The following is an 18,307-nucleotide window of genomic DNA, read 5'->3' as shown; positions in this document are numbered from 1 at the left end:
TTCTTATCTCACTTTCTTTGTCTTGTCATAAATTTGTCTAAAAACGGTCAAAAATTGTTCCACTTGGCTCATATCATTATCATCATCAAGACTGATACGAACAGCTGTTTGTGCAGATTTGGTCGAAACTCCCATTGAAATCAGAGTCCCTGCTGGTTTACCAGCTTTTGATGAACAGGCTGACGTCGTTGAAATGTAGATTTCATGCTCTTCAAACGCATGAACCACAACCTCTCCTCGCACCCCTTTAATCCCAAAGGTCAAAATGTTAGGAGCAAACTGTTCATTTCCTGAAAAGACCGTGATATCTTCATAGCGCAGCAATTCGTCGCGAATAACCTCTCGCATTTTTGCAATTTTAACAGTTGCTGTTTCTGCCTTATCTAAGGTTAAACGCAGAGCTTTTGCCATGGCGGCGATACCTGCCACGTTTTCAGTCGTTGAGCGCAGGTCTTTTTCTTGCCCTCCCCCTGTCAAAAGCGGTGCGATTTTCTTACCTGACTTTTTATATAGGAAACCAACACCACGGACAGCATGGAATTTATGACCTGAGAACGATGCCAAATCAACACGCTCTGTCAAGAAAACCTCTACTGGAACTTTACCGATAGCCTGTACGGCGTCCACATGAAAAGTGATTGTGGGCTTATCCGCTAACAGCTCTGAAATCTTTTGAATTGGCTGAACAGAACCAATTTCATTATTAACAGCCATAATAGATACTAAAATCGTATCTGGTCTCAAAAGCCCTGCCAATTGGTCAACATCTACAAAGCCATCCTTATCAACCGGAGCGTAGGAAATGTCAAATCCTTGTGTCTTTAACCATGTCGCTGATTCCTTAACCGCAGGATGTTCAATATCAGAAACGATAATATGCTTGCCATAGCGTGCTTTTTCAAAAGCCACACCCTTAATCGCCCAGTTATCACTCTCCGTCCCACCAGAGGTAAAGAAGATTTCTTCCTGTTTTTTCCCTAAAAGCTCTGCAATTTGTCGGCGAGAGGCTTCTAAAATTCGTGTTGATTTGTCGCCAAGACTATGTAGGCTTGACGGATTTCCGAAAATTTTAGTTGCCACTTCTTGATAAGTATAAAGTGCCTCAGGATAAGGCTGCGTTGTGGCTGCATTATCAAAATAAATCATCTATTTCTCTCCATAAAATCAATCCTCACTATTATACCACATGTCTTGCAATCTGTTAGTAATTAAGATAAGAAAACGATTGAACGGTTGATATAGTGTTTTAGCTTTAAAATAGTAAACTCGTTAAGATAAAATGTCTCAGTCACAATGAATTCCTCTTCAATATATGGTTGTTTTATAATATTTTATTACTGGTATTTTCTGCAATCATTACGAGCGACGAAGTCGCCACAACTAGCACTTTCCGCAGTGGTGATAGAGAGTGGGACAGAAGTCATGATTTCGAAGAAATTGACTTCGTCGTCCCACCTCCGCACAGTTGATTAGGATGGCCGCTAACGATTGCGTAGCAAGGGTTTAGGACCTCCAATCAACCACTGCGTCAATCTGTTATTACCATTAAAAATAGAAGGTTGAGATATTTATGTCCCAACCTCGTGGGGGTGAAACTGTCCACTGGACAATTTCACTGCTAAGAATACCACTATAGCGAAAGAAACATTTTTTCTCGCTACGCTCGTCACTATCTCAATGATATTAGAAGTTCTAAAATTCTAATTTTGATTTTGAATGAGTATAAGCATAATTGACAGTCATCCAAAATCAATGAAAGATTAGAATTTTCTAAAAATTCCACACAAATACTTGACACCGTTTTCTATTTGTGATATCTTACTTTCATGTTATATTATATAACATAAATCATTTTTGGAGGTGTCTTATGGCATTGATTGAATTTAAGAACGTCAATAAATATTATGGTGACTATCACGCCCTACGTGATATTAATTTATCCATTGAAAAAGGACAGGTTGTTGTACTTCTTGGTCCCTCTGGGTCTGGAAAATCAACACTTATTCGCACGATCAATGCTCTTGAAACGATTGATTCTGGAAACCTTCTTGTCAATGGGCACGAAGTTTCTCAGATTAAATCTAAAGAACTCCAAACACTTCGTAAAGAAGTTGGTATGGTTTTCCAACATTTCAACCTCTATCCGCACAAAGATGTGTTAGAAAATGTAACACTTGCACCAAAAAAGGTTTTAGGACTCTCTGACAAAGAAGCGACAGCTTTAGCCGAAAAATACCTAACCTATGTAAATATGTGGGACAGAAAAGACTATTACCCTGCCACCCTGTCTGGTGGACAAAAGCAACGGGTCGCCATTGCTCGTGGTCTTGCCATGCAACCTGAACTTCTCCTTTTTGATGAACCGACATCTGCCCTCGACCCAGAAACTATTGGTGATGTTCTTACCGTCATGCAAAACTTGGCAACTGAGGGTATGAGCATGGTCGTCGTCACTCATGAAATGGGCTTTGCTCGTGAAGTTGCTGACCGTATTATCTTTATGGATCAAGGAACTGTTCTGGTTGACACTACTGACGTCAACGCTTTCTTTGAACACCCAACCGAACCACGCGCCCAGCAATTTCTCAGCAAAATTATCAATCACACTTCTGAAAAAGTCAGCAAGAAAGGCTAGGTGATTCTATGAAAAAATGGCTTCTTTCTGCCCTGCTTTTACTTCTAACAACTATCGGTGTTACCCGCGTCTCAGCCGATACCAATAAGGTTGATGCGATCAAAAAAGCTGGCGTCCTTCGTGTCGGTGTGAAGCAAGATGTCCCAAATTTTGGCTACCTCAATGCTGAGACTAATCAATTTGAAGGCATGGAAATTGATATTGCCAAAAAATTAGCAAAATCCCTTGGAGTTAAGGTGGAGTACACTCCTGTAACCACCCAAACTCGTGAACCGCTTATGGATAACGGACAAGTTGATATTATCATTGCCACTTACACCATAACAGAGCAACGTCAGGCTAGCTTTAGCATCTCCGATCCTTACTACTATGACCAAATTGGTTTTCTCGTCCGCAAAAAAAGTAAAATTCAAACTATGGATGATTTAGATGGTTTGACCATCGGCGTTGCTCAAGGGGCAACAACTAAGGCGAATTTAAAAGCCTACGCAGAAGAAAATGGCTTATCCTTTAAGTTTGTTCAGCTAGGCTCTTATCCTGAATTAACCATGTCTCTTCAAGCCAAACGTATCGATGCCTTTTCCGTTGATAAATCTCTTTTATCAGGCTATGTCCATAAAGGTAATCGCATGCTAGATGATGGTTTTAACACACAAGCCTACGGCATTGCAACTAAAAAAACAAATACCGATCTCACTGACTTTATCAACCAAGAATTAACGAAATGGCGTCAGAATGGCAGTCTTCAAAAAATCTACGATAAATTTGAATTGACACCAGCTGAGCCAACCAACTAAGAAAGGAGCGCATATGATATTAACAACTGCACCTCTTAGCCCTTGGGCTTTGGAACGCTGGACTGGTTTGCTAGACCATCTTGACGAATTTGCCTTTGGTTTTTTATACACTTTAGGTACGGCAGCTGGCGCCTTGATTTTAGCACTTGCATTAGGAACAGGATTTGCTATGCTAAATCGCCACCGCCTCCCTCTCGTCCGTTTAATCGCTAGAATTTATGTCGAGGTCTTTCAAAATACTCCCCTTCTAGTTCACTTTGTTTTCCTATACTATGGACTAGCCATTGTGACCGAGGGTGCTATTCGCATTAACACCTTTTTCACAGCTGTTATCTGTGTTGGGCTTTACCACGGTTCGTACATTGCTGAGGTCATTCGCTCTGGTATTGAATCTGTACCAAGAGGTCAGACAGAAGCTGCCTTATCGCAGGGCTTTTCTCAAAAAGAGACAATGTGGTTGATTATTCTTCCCCAGGCGGTTCGCTCTATTTTACCACCTCTGACTAATCAAGTGGTTAACCTGATTAAAAATACGGCAACAGTTGCCATTATTTCAGGAGCAGATATCATGTTTACCGCCAAAAACTGGGCCTATGATACAACAAACTACGTCCCTGCCTTTGCTTCTGCTGCTCTTCTTTACTTCATCATGTGCTTCCCAGTTGCGGCTTGGGGACGTCGTATTGAAGCTCAAAACAAGAAAGCCTATCACCTCTAAAAGGAGAATGCTATGTCTGATATTTTCACATTAACCAACCTAAGCTTTTTATTAAGCGGTTTAGGACTGACCCTGTATATCTCTTTCTGCGCCATTATCTTATCAACGCTTTTTGGTAGCATTTTGGCGCTCATGCGTAATCATCAGAAAAAATGGCTGAGCATCCCAGCCAGCATCTACATTGAGTTTGTCAGAAATGTCCCAAATCTTTTGTGGATTTTCATTATTTTTCTGGTCTTTCAAGTCAAATCAACACCAGCAGGTATCATCGCATTTACAGTGTTTACCTCGGCTGCGCTAGCAGAAATTATTCGCGGAGGGCTAAACGCTATTCCTACTGGGCAGACAGAGGCAGGACTCGCTCAAGGATTTAACCATATCCAAATCTTTGTTTATATCATTTTCCCCCAAGCCTTTCGGAAAATGTTACCAGCTATTATTTCCCAATTTGTCACGGTTATTAAAGACTCCTCCTTCCTTTACACCGTAATCGCCCTGCAAGAATTTTTCGGAAAAAGTCAAATTCTCATGGGAAAATACTTTGAAACAGGACAAGTATTTACCCTTTATGCTATCGTTGCAGGAACCTACTTCCTCATCAATTTTGCCATTTCAAGCTACTCCCGCCACTTAGCCAAAAGCTGGGCAAGTAGTTTAGAGTAAACCAAAAGGCAGAACCCTTTGTTCTAGCCTTTTTTCATATCTTCTAGGGCAAATACAATCCTTTTTCGACACTTTGATCAATCATATCAAGTACCCATTGCCACAAATCTGGACTCTCAGCTTCAATGAAGGCTTTCTTAGCTAAGACCTGAGTTTTAGTCAGTCCGTCTGGATTATCACCTTCTTCTGCAATTAAAAGATGGTTCATCAGCGGTGCTATGGCATCAACACATCTTGCATATCTAGCCTCAACCGAATGACCTTTCTCGAACTCTTGCCAAAGATTTAGATAATATTCTTTTTGTTCCATTGGTAAAAAAGAAAAGGTCTGTGTTACTGATGCCAACTCTCGTTCATAAGAGTCTAACTTTCCAATCTCATCAAATGCAGAAGTATCACCTACTCCAATTTCACCGACATCATGCAAGAGTAACATGGTCATCACTTTTTCCATGTCAACTGTTTCTGAAAAATACTGACGTAGTGTGACCGCCATCAGCGCTAATTGCCAAGAATGCTCTGCCGAATTTTCAAATCGCTTGTCCAAGGTTTGATTTTGACGCGTAATGGTTTTAAGTTTTTCGACTTCGTTAAAAAAGTTCCATTGGGCTTGTAATTCTGTCACATTGTCCTCCTAGTCTCTCTCAACTGGCTGTGGACCAAAACTTTGTGAAGTTGGCATGATTTCAATGCGGTTAATATTGACATGTTCTGGTTGCTCTGCGATCCATAGAACGGTATTAGCAATATCTTCTGGCTGAATACTGTTAGCCCCTTCGTACAGCTTTTCTGCTCTGCTATTGTCCCCTTTAAAACGGACATTTGAAAACTCCGTGCCTCCGCAAAGTCCTGGTTCAACATTGGTCACGCGCACCTTAGTTCCTGCCAAATCCGCACGCAACTCTAAGCTAAACTGCTTAACGTAGGCCTTTGTCGCTCCATAAACATTGCCCCCTGGATATGGGTAAGTTCCTGCTGTTGAGCCGATGTTGATGATGTGACCGGACTGTCTTTCTACCATTTGGGGTAAAAGCTGACGCGTTAAATATGTCAGACCTACGATATTGGTCATAATCATGGTCTGCCAGTCTGCAAAATTGGCCTCATAAGCCTTATCAAGTCCCAGAGCAAGGCCAGCGTTATTAACCAAAATATCAATCTGCTGCCACTCTCTAGGCAAGCTAGCTAGCGCTGTGTCAATAGATGTCAAATCTGTCATATCCATCATCAAAGGGTAAAAATTCTCCCCATACTGCTCTTTTAAGTTCATCAGTTTCTCAAAGCGCCTTGCAGCACCAATCACTCGATAACCTTTGTTAATAAAACTTGCTGTCATCGCCGTGCCAAAACCAGCTGAAGCTCCTGTAAGCAATACCGTCTTTGTCATATCTCATCCTCCTTTTTAGTTATCATATCACTTTTTGTAAAAAAAATCATGTAAGTGCTTTACTTTTGTGTGACTAAAGTAGTATAATAAACAAAAAGATTAAAGGAGATTTTAGGATGATTACATTTGACCATGTTTCTAAGCAATATGGAGATAAATTTGCCCTTAGTGACCTTAATGTAACCATTGATAATGGGGAAATTTTTGGGCTCATTGGGCACAATGGTGCTGGTAAAACCACGACAATTTCTACGCTGACCTCTATTATTGAGCCAACCTACGGTGAGATTAGTGTTGACGGTATGAAACTAACTGAGCATCGTGATGAGATTAAACGTAAAATTGCCTATGTACCTGATTCTCCAGATATTTTCTTGAATTTAACTGCCGATGAATACTGGCATTTTTTAGCAAAAATTTATGGTGTTTCAGATGAAGAGACTGAAAAACGTATCGAAGAACTTGCTAATCTTTTTGACATCTATGATCGTCGCTTTGAAACCATTAGCAGTTACTCACACGGTATGCGACAAAAGGCTATCATTATCGGTGCCCTAGTGCCAAATCCTGATATTTGGATTTTAGATGAGCCTTTGACTGGTTTAGATCCACAGGCGTCATTTGATTTGAAAGAAATGATGAAAAAGCACGCTAGCGATGGCAATACCGTCATTTTTTCAACCCACGTTCTAGCTGTTGCTGAACAACTCTGTGACCGTATTGGTATTCTTCGTCAAGGAAAGCTAATTTTCGTTGGAACCTTGGAAGAACTCAAAGCAGACCATCCAGACAAAGATTTAGAAACCATCTATCTGGAACTAGCCGGTCGGAAAACAGAGGAAAAGGCAGGTGAGGCTTAATGAACTGGGCAATTATTTGGGAGTTGGTTAAAATCAACTTGCTCTACTCTAATCCTCAGGCCTTAGGGGCTATTCGTCAAAAACAATCAAAACGGCCAACCAAAAAGATTTCAGCCTACAAGAGCATGTTGCGTCAGCAAGTTTTTCTGGCACTTTTCCTAGGGCTCATCTATAGTGTTCTCTTCATCGGCATTGACTTCTCCAAGACACCAGGGCTGTTCACCGTTTACCTATTGACCTTCATGGGAATCTCTATCCTAAATGCTTTCCCGGCTGTCTTTACAGTTTTCTATGATAGCAAGGATAGCCAACTCTATCTTCCTTTGCCTATCAAACCGGGAGAGTTGCTTATTGCCAAAACTTTATCAACATTGGGCATGATTTTAGGATACCTTGTCCCTGCACTTGGGTTGCTTATTCTGTGTTACCTCCAGCTCAGTAACCCAGTCATTGCAGTTCTGCTAGGGCTATTCAATTTCCTTTTAATCACCCTAGCAGTGCTTGGGATTTCTGTGGTTTTGGTGAATCGTCTCGGCAGCATTTTGATCAAAAGCCCACATAAAAAACTAATATCAAGTACGCTATTGGTCTTATCACAAATCATTGCCTTTATTGGGATTATGTTTATCAACACCAATAATTCCAGAGAAGTTAGGGAGTCTGGTGGCAATCTGACTGCCTTGCCAGAATTACCATTATTTAGTGGTTTTTACCACATTGCAGATGCCCCATTCTCTATGGCTAGCATCATCAATTATGGTGCTTGGTTCCTACTTCTAGCCATTTTAATCGCTATTATCGCTAAAGTCGTTATTCCAAGCTATTATCGTCAGCTTTGGCAAATTGATAACGGACCCAAAACTATCCGCCAGCGGAAAACAAAGGTAAACCGAACAACCAACAATCTGTTGTTCCGCCACCATCTCAGCACTCTAAAAGTTCCTGCTTTGTGGTCTACAGTTTTCTTGACAGCTTTTCTGTACCTTTTCTTCTTAGCTGGAATGTTGACAAGTGGGCAACTTAATTTCGCTAGCATCACCCCTGATTTCTTTGGTATCTTGTTGATTTTTGGCATCTTAGTCGGCATGACGTCAACTGCACTGACAATGGTCGGAATCTCTCTCGAACGAGATAATTACACCTTTATCAGGACCTTACCTATTAACTTTAAACGGTTCCTAGTAACAAAATTCTGGATTTTATTTGCGATTCAAGCTGGGATTCCTGCTCTAGTGTACAGCCTTGTTGGAAGTCTCATTGGACTTCATCCAATCCTTGTCATCTCACTTGCTACCGGTATTCTTTTAGGGTCATTTGTCCCAGGACAATTTGATTACCGTAAAGACCTCAAACACTTGATGCTCAATTGGCAAAATGTTAATCAACTGATGACAAGAGGCAATCGCAACTTTCTCACTGCCTTACTAGGTATTGTACTTATTATCGGTTTTATCGCATTAGTTGTGTTTTCTGTTATCCTCGCCCATCAATTTGGTGCCCTAACAGTCAGCACAGTTCTCACGATTCTGACTATCATTATCGCTCTTTCATTCCAAATTTATATTTATCGCAACTTTTGGAAAAACTTGTAACATACTTTAGAGGTTGAGACGTAAATATCTCAGCCTTCTTTTTATATGATAGTGGAATGAATTAAAAATAGGGAACAAATATATAAAAATATAGAAAACAATTCTATTTCCCATCTCCTATTTTGCGTACTGTTATTGATTCAAATTACTATAGTAATAGCAGATTGACGCAGTGGTAAAAACGAGCGTCACTATTTCGCTATCCTTTCCTTTGACGGTCATGATTTCCAACGTCAGACTTAAGAATCCCCAATAGGCTCACCGATATCGGGTGCCCACAGAGGACTTCCACCTCAGATGGACAACATGCCCGTCGTACACACTATAAAAAACTCGCTCAGAATTGAACGAGTTTTTTTATTAATTATCCAAAGCTTGAGCAGCAGTGATAATTGACAATTTATAAATATCTTCTGCTGATGAACCACGTGACAAGTCATTGACAGGCTTATTGAGACCTTGTAAAATTGGTCCTACCGCTTCAAACATACCCAGACGTTGAGCAATTTTATAACCAATATTACCTGATTGTAAATCTGGGAAAACAAAAACATTTGCTTTACCTGCAACTGGGCTAAATGGCGCTTTAATTTTCGCTGTAATTTCATCAAAGGCAGCATCGAACTGCAATTCACCATCAATCGCAACATTAGGAGCTAGTTCTTTAGCAATAGCTGTCGCTTCTTGGACTTTAATTGCCTGAGGCGCATTTGCACTTCCCATAGTTGAGAAGCTGAGCATCGCTACTTTTGGTTCAATATCAAAGATGGCTGCTGTCTCAGCAGTATTGACTGCAATTTCAGCCAATTCTTGTGCATTTGGATCAATATTAATAGCACAGTCTGCAAAGATATAGCGTTCGTTGGTATTTTCACGGTTCATCAAGAAAACACCTGATGTACGAGAAATACCCGGTTTAGTTTTAATGATTTGAAGAGCTGGGCGAACAGTATCTGCTGTTGAGTGGATAGCACCTGATACCATACCATCAGCAAGACCTAGTTGCACCAACATCACACCAAAGTAGTTCACATCACGAAGCAGTTTATCAGCATCTTCAAGAGTTGCTTTCCCTTTACGAAGCTCGACAAATTTTTCTTTCATTTCTTCAAAACCATCATAGTTGTTTGGATCTAAAACTGTGATACCTGGGTCTGCAAAACCAAATGAGACTAAAAGATTGTGTACAGCATCTGGCTCACCAAGAATAATCGGCTCAATCAAACCTTCAAATTTCAAACGAGCTGCTGCACGCACCACACGTTCATCAATACCTTCTGGAAAAACAATTTTAACTTGTTTTCCAGCAATTTTTGCACGTAAATCGCCAAATAAATTACGCATAATTTCTCAACTTTCTTTTATTTTTTGTTGTAACTTTAGGATAACGCTTTCCATGTCAGCTGTCAAGGAACTCGTTTGTATTCTTTGTGTTCTTGTGAAGGGATCTGTGAAAGAGAGGTAATGGCAATGGAGCGCTTGTCGCTCAATACCATACGCCATTGAACCACCGTAAAGATCATCTCCTAAAAGCGGTTGCCCAATATGAGAAAAATGAACTCGAATCTGATGAGTCCGGCCTGTGTGAAGCTGAATATCAACTAACTTCACCTTTCCGTAACGCGCAACAACCTTATACGACGTGTGGGCATATTTCCCAGAAGGATGAACACAGCGTGTAATAATGGAGTCTTCAGGTCGAGCAATCGGAGCAATAATTTCCCCTTCATCCGGTAAATCGTCTTCACCTGCTACCAAGGCATAATAACGCTTTTCAATGACCTTTTTCTGTAACTGCTTATCCAGTCTGGCATGGGCGTAGCCGTGCTTGGCAAAAAGCATCAAACCACTGGTATCCTTATCAAGCCGCGTCACAATATGAACTTGCTTATTAGGATAATTTTGCGATAAATAATAGCCCTTAACACGATTCGCCATGGTATGAGAATGTAGAACACTGGGAATACTGGCAATGCCATGAGGCTTATTGAGGATGATAAAATGGTCATCCTCTGAAACAATCTCTAAAGGTTCATATATTGGTTCAAGACTGCCATTGATATCTTCTTCATCAGGAATTTCAATGGTTACCACATCACCAACATTTAAAACAAAGATAGCATTTTCTTCCTTACCGTTTACCCAGATATTTCCACCCTTAAACTTAATTTTAGCCAACAATGCTTTAGACACATCGTGCTCTTTTAAAAGACTTTTTACTTGGCAGGGTCTATGGGCAATATACTCAAATCTCATGTTCTTCTCCAACAAAGGCATCCTTGACCCGTTGCCAAAAACTCGTGTGGCGTGGAGTCGCTACAAAACTGATTTTAGCCTGATCAATTTCGTAAGTCACACGCTGCACATTGCGATGGTGATAGGTTTTATTATCCACGGTCAATACATAAGCCCCTACACGTTTAGGAACAATTTCAATCAGATCTTTTTTAGGTACGATAATTGGGCTTCCCAACGTGCGATAAACACGGTTATTTAAACTGGCAATCTCTGTTAATTGCAGAGCTTCAATCGTCGGATGAAGTACCGCCCCCCCAAGAGATTTGTTATAAGCTGTTGAACCAGTTGGTGTAGAGACAGCCAAACCATCGCCACGGAATCGGTCCAGAAGGACGTGGTTAACCAAAACATCTGCTACCATTGTTTTTTCAAGACGCTTAATCGTAGCTTCATTTAAAGCACGAGAGGTCACTATCCGCCCATCAGATAAGGTTAAGGAAACCTTTAAAATGGGATATGAAACCTTTTCACCACGATCTTCACGAAGATTACGTAACAATTCTTCCACTTCAAAATCACGGTAATCGGTATAAAATCCCAAATGCCCGGTGTGCACACCTACAAAACGAACACGTTCTAACTCTTTTTCATACGCATGAAAAGCCGATAAAAGCATCCCATCTCCTCCAATGGAAATCACAATATCGGGATTACGTTTTGTTAAATAAAAATCAGGATCGTCACGCAAAGCTTTAAAAATCCTGTCAGCAACCCGACGGCTCTGTGGCTTACCATTGGCGATGATTGCGACTCTGGTACTATCGGTATAATTCATCTGTGTCATCACTATTTCCTATTCCGTCACTTAATTTTCGACTATCGTGGTCAAATAAGAGTTGCGCTTCACGAATATCTTCACGAATTTTTCGCATTTCTTCATCCAACTCAAGAGCAATCTTTGCCGTAATCTCCAAACGACGTTTAATTTCATCTGGATAGGCACCACGGTACTTGTAATTTAGAGAATGCTCAATCGTTGCCCAAAAGTTCATTGCAAGGGTACGAATCTGAATCTCTGCTAAAACTGTCTTAGGTCCGTCAATGGTATTAACAGGATATGAAATAACAACATGATACGAACGGTAACCACTCATTTTCATATGATTGATATAATCCCGCTCACGCACAATGGTCATATCCGTTCGATGACGAAGTAACTCTAGGACTTCGTCGATGTCATCCACAAATTGAACCATAATACGAAGTCCCGCAATATCTTCAACTTCCTCAGCCATATTTTCAAAGGCAATATTTCTGCGGACTAATTTTTCTTGAATACTTTCGATAGACTTGACACGCCCCGTAACAAATTCAATAGGTGAATGCCTATTTTGTTTCCGGAATTGCTTACGAATGCCACGTAACTTAATTTTTAATTCCCCAACCGTCTGGATATAGGGATCAAGAAAACTTTCCCAATCAAAATTCATCTTTAAACTACCTCAGGATGCCTTAGCCTACCAAATATCTCTGACAATGATTCTGTCTAATGGTCAGCTAGATTATAGAAAATTAAAACAAATTCAATAGCCACTTAGGACCACTATCATTTTAGCACTACATCCCATGCTCAGTTTGCCACATGTCGCGACGAAACTGAACATTCCTTTCTAGTGTTGCCGTATAAACTCTTCCACTCTTTCTTGTCAAAAAGCTAACTTTTAGCTACAATGAACATAACACTTAATTATACCATAAATTCAGAATTTTTAGAGAAAGAAATAGCAATCATGACAACCCTTGAAATCGAATACAAGACACTCCTCAACCAAGATGAATTTAATCGTTTAGAGAGTCGCTTATCCCACATCAAACCTGTCACACAGACCAATTATTATTTTGATACCGCCAATTTTGACCTTAAAGCACACCGGATGTCTTTGCGTATTCGCACGTTTTCAGACAAGGCTGAGCTGACGCTTAAAATCCCTCAAGAAGTAGGGAACGTCGAATATAACCAAGCTCTGCTTTTATCCGAAGCCAAAAAAGCCATCAAAGAGGAAAAACTCCCTAAAGGCGAGATTCTCAATATCTTAACCAATGAAAATATCCCATTAGAAAACCTTAAAGTGTTGGGACACTTGACTACTGTCCGTCGAGAAACACAGACACCAATCGGCCTTTTAGCCTTAGACTATAACCAATATGCAGGGCTCAAAGATTATGAATTAGAACTAGAAGTCTCAGATGCTACTCAAGGAAAAATCGATTTTGACAACTTCCTAGAGCAGCATAACATCTCGTTCAAATACGCCAAAAGTAAGGTCGCCCGCTTTTCAGCTACCTTAAAAAATGCACACTGATAAGCTAAAGACAATAACATTATCCATCATACACTAGAAACTGGTGAAAAACATCAGTTTCTTTTTTTGTGCAATCAAATCTCTAAAGTAATAACTATTTTCAATGGCTTCATGCTTTTATAGTGATTTTATCGGTTCCATTAATGCTTTTTATCAGATTTTTTGGTAAAATAATAAACGTAAAACTTTCATGTCAATTTAAGAAGGAGCTTAAAAATGTCCGACAAACAAATGAAACTTTTCTCCCTCTCATCTAACCATGAGATTGCTGAGCAGATTGCTAAAGCTGTTGGTGTCCCACTAAGCAAGCTATCTTCACGCCAATTTGCTGATGGTGAAATTATGGTGAATTTGGAAGAAAGCGTGCGCGGAGTTGATGTTTACCTTATCCAATCAACGAGCTATCCTGTAAATGATAATCTCTGGGAATTGCTCATCGCTATCGATGCTTGTAAACGTGCCAGTGCATCTAGTGTGACTGTCGTTATGCCTTACTTTGGCTACTCACGTCAGGATCGTATTGCTAAAACACGTGAACCAATTACTGCAAAATTGGTAGCTAACATGCTCGTCAAAGCTGGTGTTGAACGTGTCGTGACACTTGACCTTCACGCTGTCCAAGTACAAGGATTTTTTGATATTCCAGTAGATAATCTGTTTACTGTTCCACTTTTTGCTAAACACTATATTGATAAAGGCTTAACAGGTTCTGACGTTGTTGTCGTAAGTCCTAAAAACTCAGGTATCAAACGTGCTCGTAGCCTCGCAGAATACTTAGATGCCCCGATTGCTATTATTGACTATGCTCAAGACGATTCAGAACGTGAAGAGGGGTATATCATCGGTGATGTTGCAGGGAAAAAAGCCATTCTTATCGATGACATTTTAAATACTGGTAAAACCTTTGCTGAAGCGTCTAAAATTTTAGAGCGTGATGGTGCAACTGATATTTATGCCGTTGCTAGTCACGGACTTTTTGCAGGCGGTGCTGCTGACATTCTTGACCTTTCTCCAATCAAAGAAATTCTCGTCACAAACTCAGTTGTAACTAAAGAACGTCAGCCTGAAAAAATTCTTTATCTCTCTGCAAGCGAGTTGCTCGGTGAGGCCCTTGAACGTATTCACGAACACCAACCAGTCAGCCCACTTTTTACTTACAAACCAGGAAAATAAATGATTTATTTTGACAATGCAGCGACAACTCCGCTGACCCCCTCAGTTATTTCAGCGATGACTGAAATCATGGAGACAACATTCGGTAACCCTTCTAGTCTCCACACCTTTGGTAGACAGGCTAATCAGCAGTTACGTGCCTTTCGCTCTGCTATTGCCCAAAGTCTTAAAACCATTGACCGTCATATTATCTTTACCTCAGGTGGTACAGAAAGTAACAACACTGCCATTATTGGTTACGCTCTTGCGAATCAAGATAAGGGCAAACATCTCATCACAACAGCTGTTGAGCACCATTCTGTCCTTCACGCGATGACATATCTTGAAAATCGTTTCGGTTTTGAGATTACTTACCTGTCTCCTGTTGATGGCAATATTTCAGCCAAACAGGTGCAAGAAGCCCTGCGTCCTGATACAATCTTAGTGTCAATTATGCATGCTAATAACGAGACTGGGACCATTCATCCCATTTCTGAAATTGGTCAAGTTTTGGCTGACCATCAGGCTGTTTTTCATGTTGATGCTGTGCAAACGGTTGGAAAAATCGAAGTCCTTCCTGAAGAATGGCATGTTGATTTCTTGTCTGCCTCTGCCCATAAATTTCATGGACCTAAGGGCGTCGGATTGCTGTTTGCCAAAGAACACTACTTCGATAAGTTGTTACACGGAGGCGACCAAGAAGAGAAACGCCGTGCTTCTACCGAAAATATGATTTCCCTAGCTGGTATGGCAACTGCCCTTAGTGAAAGTATCAACCATGTGGAAGAGAATTATCAGCATATCAGCGATGTCCGTCAAGCCTTTTTAAATGAATTATCAGGATTAGACTACTATATCAATGCTGGCTCAGAGACGCTTCCTCATGTCTTAAACATCGGTTTTCCCAATGGAAATAACGGACTTCTTCTCACCCTACTGGATTTGGCTAGCTTTGCTGTGTCCACTGGCTCTGCTTGCACAGCTGGCGCCGTTACACCGAGTCATGTGCTAACAAGTTACTACGGACCAGAATCGCCTAAACTTCGCGAATCTATCCGAATTAGTTTTGGAGAACAAAATACAGTTGAGGAAGCTCAGCTTTTAGCACAAAAATTAAAAGAATTATTAACATAAACTCTAAAAATAGGAAAGGAACTGAACTTGGTCTGTACCACGGTTGTATAAATCAAATTCTGATAACTTATTATGGCATTTGAAAAAGAAATCCACTTGACTGACTGTCGCTTCTCATATGCGATTAGTCCAAATATTAAAAAATACACCCTACGTGACACCACTTTTATGCAAAATAAAGTTGGGAACTACGAGCTAAATCGTCTTTTAGAAATCGTTCCAAACTCTGGCGAAGGGTTCCCATTAAAAATCACTATCAACAAAGAATTAACAGCATTTAAACTGACGATTACAGATAAGTCTGGACTTCGTCTTGTCAATATCTTTAAAAAGGAAGAACACAAAATTCTCCAAGATAAATTCTACTTCCTAATGGATAGCTTAGTTGAGCGTGATATTTTTACCAAAACTGAGATTTAATACTCATTCAAAATCAAAATGGTACATTGTTAACATTTTTAGGAATTGTTCCTCAGCTGGTGAGAGGCGAAAGCGCTCCCCTAGAGACTGGACAAAAGCTCGAATTTTAGTTTTTCTCTTAACATTTGAACAATAGTAAATGGTTTAGAATCAACGTTTCTTAACGACGTTAATCTAAGCCATTTACTATTTTTAAAACGTTTTGCCAGCCTCTTTTACCACAACGGAAAACTCCCAATCTCAGGGACTTTGTCACCTTGATTACTGTCGCCTCCAATCGGAAAGCTGGAGAAAAAATACTTTTTAATACTTAACCAAATTCAAAAATTACTTTTGTTTTTTTCTTAAAAGTGCGGACGCTCCAAAGGTCTGGGAGACCTTTGGAGGTGGGAAATAGAGTTGATAAAGTCAACATCAAAACCTCCTTTTCCGTATGGACAGTGGTTTTGCGACGCCAAAACTCTATGATGTGATCGAAGACAGTGCCAATACTATCTCTTCAAACTCAAGAACAATACGGTGTTGAGTCGTTTGGGGGATTTGTCTCTTCCTAGCCTTGAAGATGAGGAGTTAACAATTCTTCCTCATGCTTCTTACTCCGAGGCTTTCTATCAAGCGGGTTCTTGGCGCTCTTGTCGTCATGTCTGCCAATTCTCTCATCGAAAAGAGGGGGAATTGCTTTATGATGTTGTCTCTCTGGTTACCAATATGACTGGTGGAAGCAGTGAAGAGCACTTTCAACTCTACCGTCAGCGTGGGCAAGCAGAAAACTTTATTAAAGAGATGAAACACGGCTTTTTTGGTGATAAGACAGACAGTTCTACTATGCTCAAAAATAAAGTTCGGATGATGTTGAGTTGCATCGCCTGCAACCTTTTCCTTTATATGAAACATCTTGTTGGTGGAGGTGTGGAGAGATTAACCATTAAACGTTTTCGTCAACTGTATGTGGCGATTGCTGGAAAATGTGTTCAAACTGCTAGAAAACAGATCCTGAAATTGTCACAGTTGTATGCTTATCAAGAGCAGTTTAGGAGCCTATTTCATTGCATTTCCAACTTGAATCTCCGATTACCTGTCGTTGTTCAGGCGGGAAGGCAGTTACTCGACGGATAAGATGACCTATTTTTTAAAATCGATGAGCGCACCAAGGGGGAAGCCTGCCCTTTTTTAGAAAATAGGAACTGGTTCTCCTATTTCACCGAGTCTTAACGATAATAAAACGTTAAAATCCTCAGAGAAATGATTAGGGGTGGTTCTCAGTTCTAAGGATTTTTTGTTATGTTGGAGAATCTTGAAGAAGGTGTGAATAATTCAGGTTAAACGCTTGTGTAGCAATAGGTAGTCTACCTCCTATAAAATCATCTTATTCCCATTCACTTTCTCTTTCATACTCATCCAATCATGGCTACAATCCAAGCTATTTGGGATTACATTGGATAACATATCCTTTTAAAATAGTATTTATTTTGTCTTTTTAGAAACTGTTTTGTTGATTTTTTCACAAAGTTTCATTATAATAAAAGGTATCATAAGCATGAAAAAGAGGGGCATTATCCTCAACTATTTTAGAAAGAGACTATTATATGTTAGAAAAAAATATTCCAAATGCTACTGCTAAGCGTCTTGCCTTATACTATCGTATTTTCAAACGCCTAAATGCAGATAACGTTGTCAAAGCTAGTTCTCAACAAATCGCGGACGCGATGGGGATTGATCCTGCTACTGTTCGTCGTGACTTTTCTTATTTTGGTGAACTCGGACGTCGTGGGTTTGGTTACGATACACAAAAATTGATGAATTTCTTTGCGGAACTCCTAGGTGATCACTCGACAACAAATGTTATGTTGATTGGGGTCGGAAATATCGGGCGTGCCTTGTTACACTACCGCTTCCATGACCGTAACAAAATGCAAATTGCTCTTGCTTTTGATACCGATGATAACGAATTAGTCGGTACAAAGACAAGTGATGGTATTCCCATTTACGGCATCTCTAGCCTAAAAGAGCACCTTGCTGAAACACCTATTGAAACTGCTATTTTAACGGTTCCTTCGACTAAAGCGCAGGAAGTCGCTGATATCTTGGTTGAAGCTGGTATCCGAGGTATTTTAAGCTTTTCACCAGTCAATTTACAAGTTCCTAAAGATGTCATTGTGCAATATGTTGACCTAACGAGTGAACTTCAAACCCTACTTTACTTTATGAATAATTAACCCCACTAAAAAACTGAGGAGAAAGACTTGACTCCTCGGTTCTTTTTTTATATTATCAGATTACTTGTTTTTATAAGTTATCGTTATTTCAGTCTCTATTTGATAAACTTGATAAGTATAATACTCATTCGA

Annotated in this window: 18 protein-coding genes and 1 pseudogene; 12 read left to right on the top strand and 7 right to left on the bottom strand. The window is 40.1% G+C overall.

Annotation, left to right across the window (positions count from 1 at the left end; translation table 11 throughout):
- Window positions 1-3: 3 nt before the first annotated feature.
- Window positions 4-1,146 carry a cysteine desulfurase family protein gene (locus EAF07_RS01885; protein ID WP_121834608.1) on the bottom strand — a complete coding sequence of 381 codons (1,143 nt, stop codon included), beginning with the start codon at window positions 1,144-1,146 and terminating at the stop codon, window positions 4-6.
- Between the two features lie 721 nt (window positions 1,147-1,867).
- Here EAF07_RS01885 and EAF07_RS01880 point away from each other — a divergent pair.
- From EAF07_RS01880 to EAF07_RS01865, 4 genes are read left to right on the top strand one after another with little or no spacing between them, the layout of a single operon-like run.
- Window positions 1,868-2,635 (top strand): amino acid ABC transporter ATP-binding protein, encoded by a 768-nt coding sequence (locus EAF07_RS01880; RefSeq protein WP_121834607.1) that lies wholly within the window; start codon window positions 1,868-1,870, stop codon window positions 2,633-2,635.
- An 8-nt stretch (window positions 2,636-2,643) separates the two neighbouring features.
- Window positions 2,644-3,432 carry a transporter substrate-binding domain-containing protein gene (locus tag EAF07_RS01875; protein ID WP_121834606.1) on the top strand — a complete coding sequence of 263 codons (789 nt, stop codon included), beginning with the start codon at window positions 2,644-2,646 and terminating at the stop codon, window positions 3,430-3,432.
- A 13-nt stretch (window positions 3,433-3,445) separates the two neighbouring features.
- Window positions 3,446-4,150, top strand: a complete 705-nt coding sequence (locus EAF07_RS01870; RefSeq protein ID WP_121834605.1) for an amino acid ABC transporter permease — start codon at window positions 3,446-3,448, stop codon at window positions 4,148-4,150.
- Window positions 4,151-4,162: 12 nt separating this feature from the next.
- Window positions 4,163-4,813, top strand: coding sequence for an amino acid ABC transporter permease (locus EAF07_RS01865; RefSeq protein WP_121834604.1), 651 nt, complete (start codon window positions 4,163-4,165; stop codon window positions 4,811-4,813).
- A 43-nt stretch (window positions 4,814-4,856) separates the two neighbouring features.
- On the opposite strand, the gene EAF07_RS01860 is transcribed toward EAF07_RS01865, so the two are convergent.
- Together EAF07_RS01860 and EAF07_RS01855 are read right to left on the bottom strand one after the other, a co-directional pair.
- A complete protein-coding gene (locus tag EAF07_RS01860) occupies window positions 4,857-5,438 on the bottom strand; it encodes an HD domain-containing protein (RefSeq protein WP_121834603.1) in 582 nt (193 codons plus the stop codon).
- 9 nt (window positions 5,439-5,447) lie between these two features.
- Window positions 5,448-6,200, bottom strand: a complete 753-nt coding sequence (locus tag EAF07_RS01855; protein ID WP_121834602.1) for an SDR family oxidoreductase — start codon at window positions 6,198-6,200, stop codon at window positions 5,448-5,450.
- Between the two features lie 116 nt (window positions 6,201-6,316).
- On the opposite strand from EAF07_RS01855, the gene EAF07_RS01850 reads away from it, so the two are divergent.
- Together EAF07_RS01850 and EAF07_RS01845 are read left to right on the top strand one after the other, a co-directional pair.
- Window positions 6,317-7,060 carry an ABC transporter ATP-binding protein gene (locus EAF07_RS01850; RefSeq protein ID WP_121834601.1) on the top strand — a complete coding sequence of 248 codons (744 nt, stop codon included), beginning with the start codon at window positions 6,317-6,319 and terminating at the stop codon, window positions 7,058-7,060.
- Complete coding sequence (locus EAF07_RS01845; RefSeq protein WP_121834600.1) at window positions 7,060-8,652, top strand: ABC transporter permease; 1,593 nt, start codon at window positions 7,060-7,062, stop codon at window positions 8,650-8,652. Before EAF07_RS01850 ends, EAF07_RS01845 begins: the two co-directional genes overlap by 1 nt.
- A 360-nt stretch (window positions 8,653-9,012) precedes the next feature.
- Here EAF07_RS01845 and pta read toward each other — a convergent pair whose 3' ends face one another.
- From pta to EAF07_RS01825, 4 genes are read right to left on the bottom strand one after another with little or no spacing between them, the layout of a single operon-like run.
- Window positions 9,013-9,996, bottom strand: a complete 984-nt coding sequence (pta, locus tag EAF07_RS01840; protein WP_121834599.1) for a phosphate acetyltransferase — start codon at window positions 9,994-9,996, stop codon at window positions 9,013-9,015.
- A 6-nt stretch (window positions 9,997-10,002) separates the two neighbouring features.
- Complete coding sequence (locus EAF07_RS01835; protein ID WP_121834598.1) at window positions 10,003-10,908, bottom strand: RluA family pseudouridine synthase; 906 nt, start codon at window positions 10,906-10,908, stop codon at window positions 10,003-10,005.
- On the bottom strand, window positions 10,898-11,734 hold the full coding sequence (locus EAF07_RS01830; protein ID WP_121834597.1) for an NAD kinase: 837 nt from the start codon (window positions 11,732-11,734) through the stop codon (window positions 10,898-10,900). Before EAF07_RS01830 ends, EAF07_RS01835 begins: the two co-directional genes overlap by 11 nt.
- Entirely contained in the window at window positions 11,709-12,380 is a 672-nt protein-coding gene (locus EAF07_RS01825; protein ID WP_121834596.1) for a GTP pyrophosphokinase, read from the bottom strand. The genes EAF07_RS01830 and EAF07_RS01825 overlap by 26 nt, the downstream gene beginning before the upstream one ends.
- 300 nt (window positions 12,381-12,680) lie before the next feature.
- On the opposite strand from EAF07_RS01825, the gene EAF07_RS01820 reads away from it, so the two are divergent.
- From EAF07_RS01820 to EAF07_RS01795, 6 genes and pseudogenes are all read left to right on the top strand, one after another.
- Window positions 12,681-13,253, top strand: a complete 573-nt coding sequence (locus EAF07_RS01820) for a CYTH domain-containing protein (protein WP_121834595.1) — start codon at window positions 12,681-12,683, stop codon at window positions 13,251-13,253.
- A 216-nt stretch (window positions 13,254-13,469) separates the two neighbouring features.
- Window positions 13,470-14,426: a ribose-phosphate diphosphokinase gene (locus tag EAF07_RS01815; RefSeq protein WP_121834594.1), complete on the top strand. Its 957-nt coding sequence runs from the start codon at window positions 13,470-13,472 to the stop codon at window positions 14,424-14,426.
- The gene (locus EAF07_RS01810; RefSeq protein WP_121834593.1) at window positions 14,427-15,539 is read left to right on the top strand and encodes a cysteine desulfurase family protein; all 1,113 of its coding nucleotides are present in this window, start codon (window positions 14,427-14,429) and stop codon (window positions 15,537-15,539) included. It abuts the gene before it with no gap.
- Between the two features lie 72 nt (window positions 15,540-15,611).
- Window positions 15,612-15,959: a DUF1831 domain-containing protein gene (locus EAF07_RS01805; RefSeq protein ID WP_121834592.1), complete on the top strand. Its 348-nt coding sequence runs from the start codon at window positions 15,612-15,614 to the stop codon at window positions 15,957-15,959.
- Window positions 15,960-16,380: 421 nt separating this feature from the next.
- Window positions 16,381-17,075, top strand: a pseudogene (locus EAF07_RS01800) (transposase); the annotation flags it as partial.
- A 470-nt stretch (window positions 17,076-17,545) separates the two neighbouring features.
- Complete coding sequence (locus tag EAF07_RS01795; protein ID WP_121834591.1) at window positions 17,546-18,175, top strand: redox-sensing transcriptional repressor Rex; 630 nt, start codon at window positions 17,546-17,548, stop codon at window positions 18,173-18,175.
- The last annotated feature ends 132 nt before the right edge of the window (window positions 18,176-18,307 follow it).

The organism is Streptococcus hillyeri, from assembly GCF_003686955.1.
Classification (GTDB): Bacteria; Bacillota; Bacilli; order Lactobacillales; family Streptococcaceae; genus Streptococcus; species Streptococcus hillyeri.
This window is presented reverse-complemented; position numbering and strand designations above follow the sequence as displayed.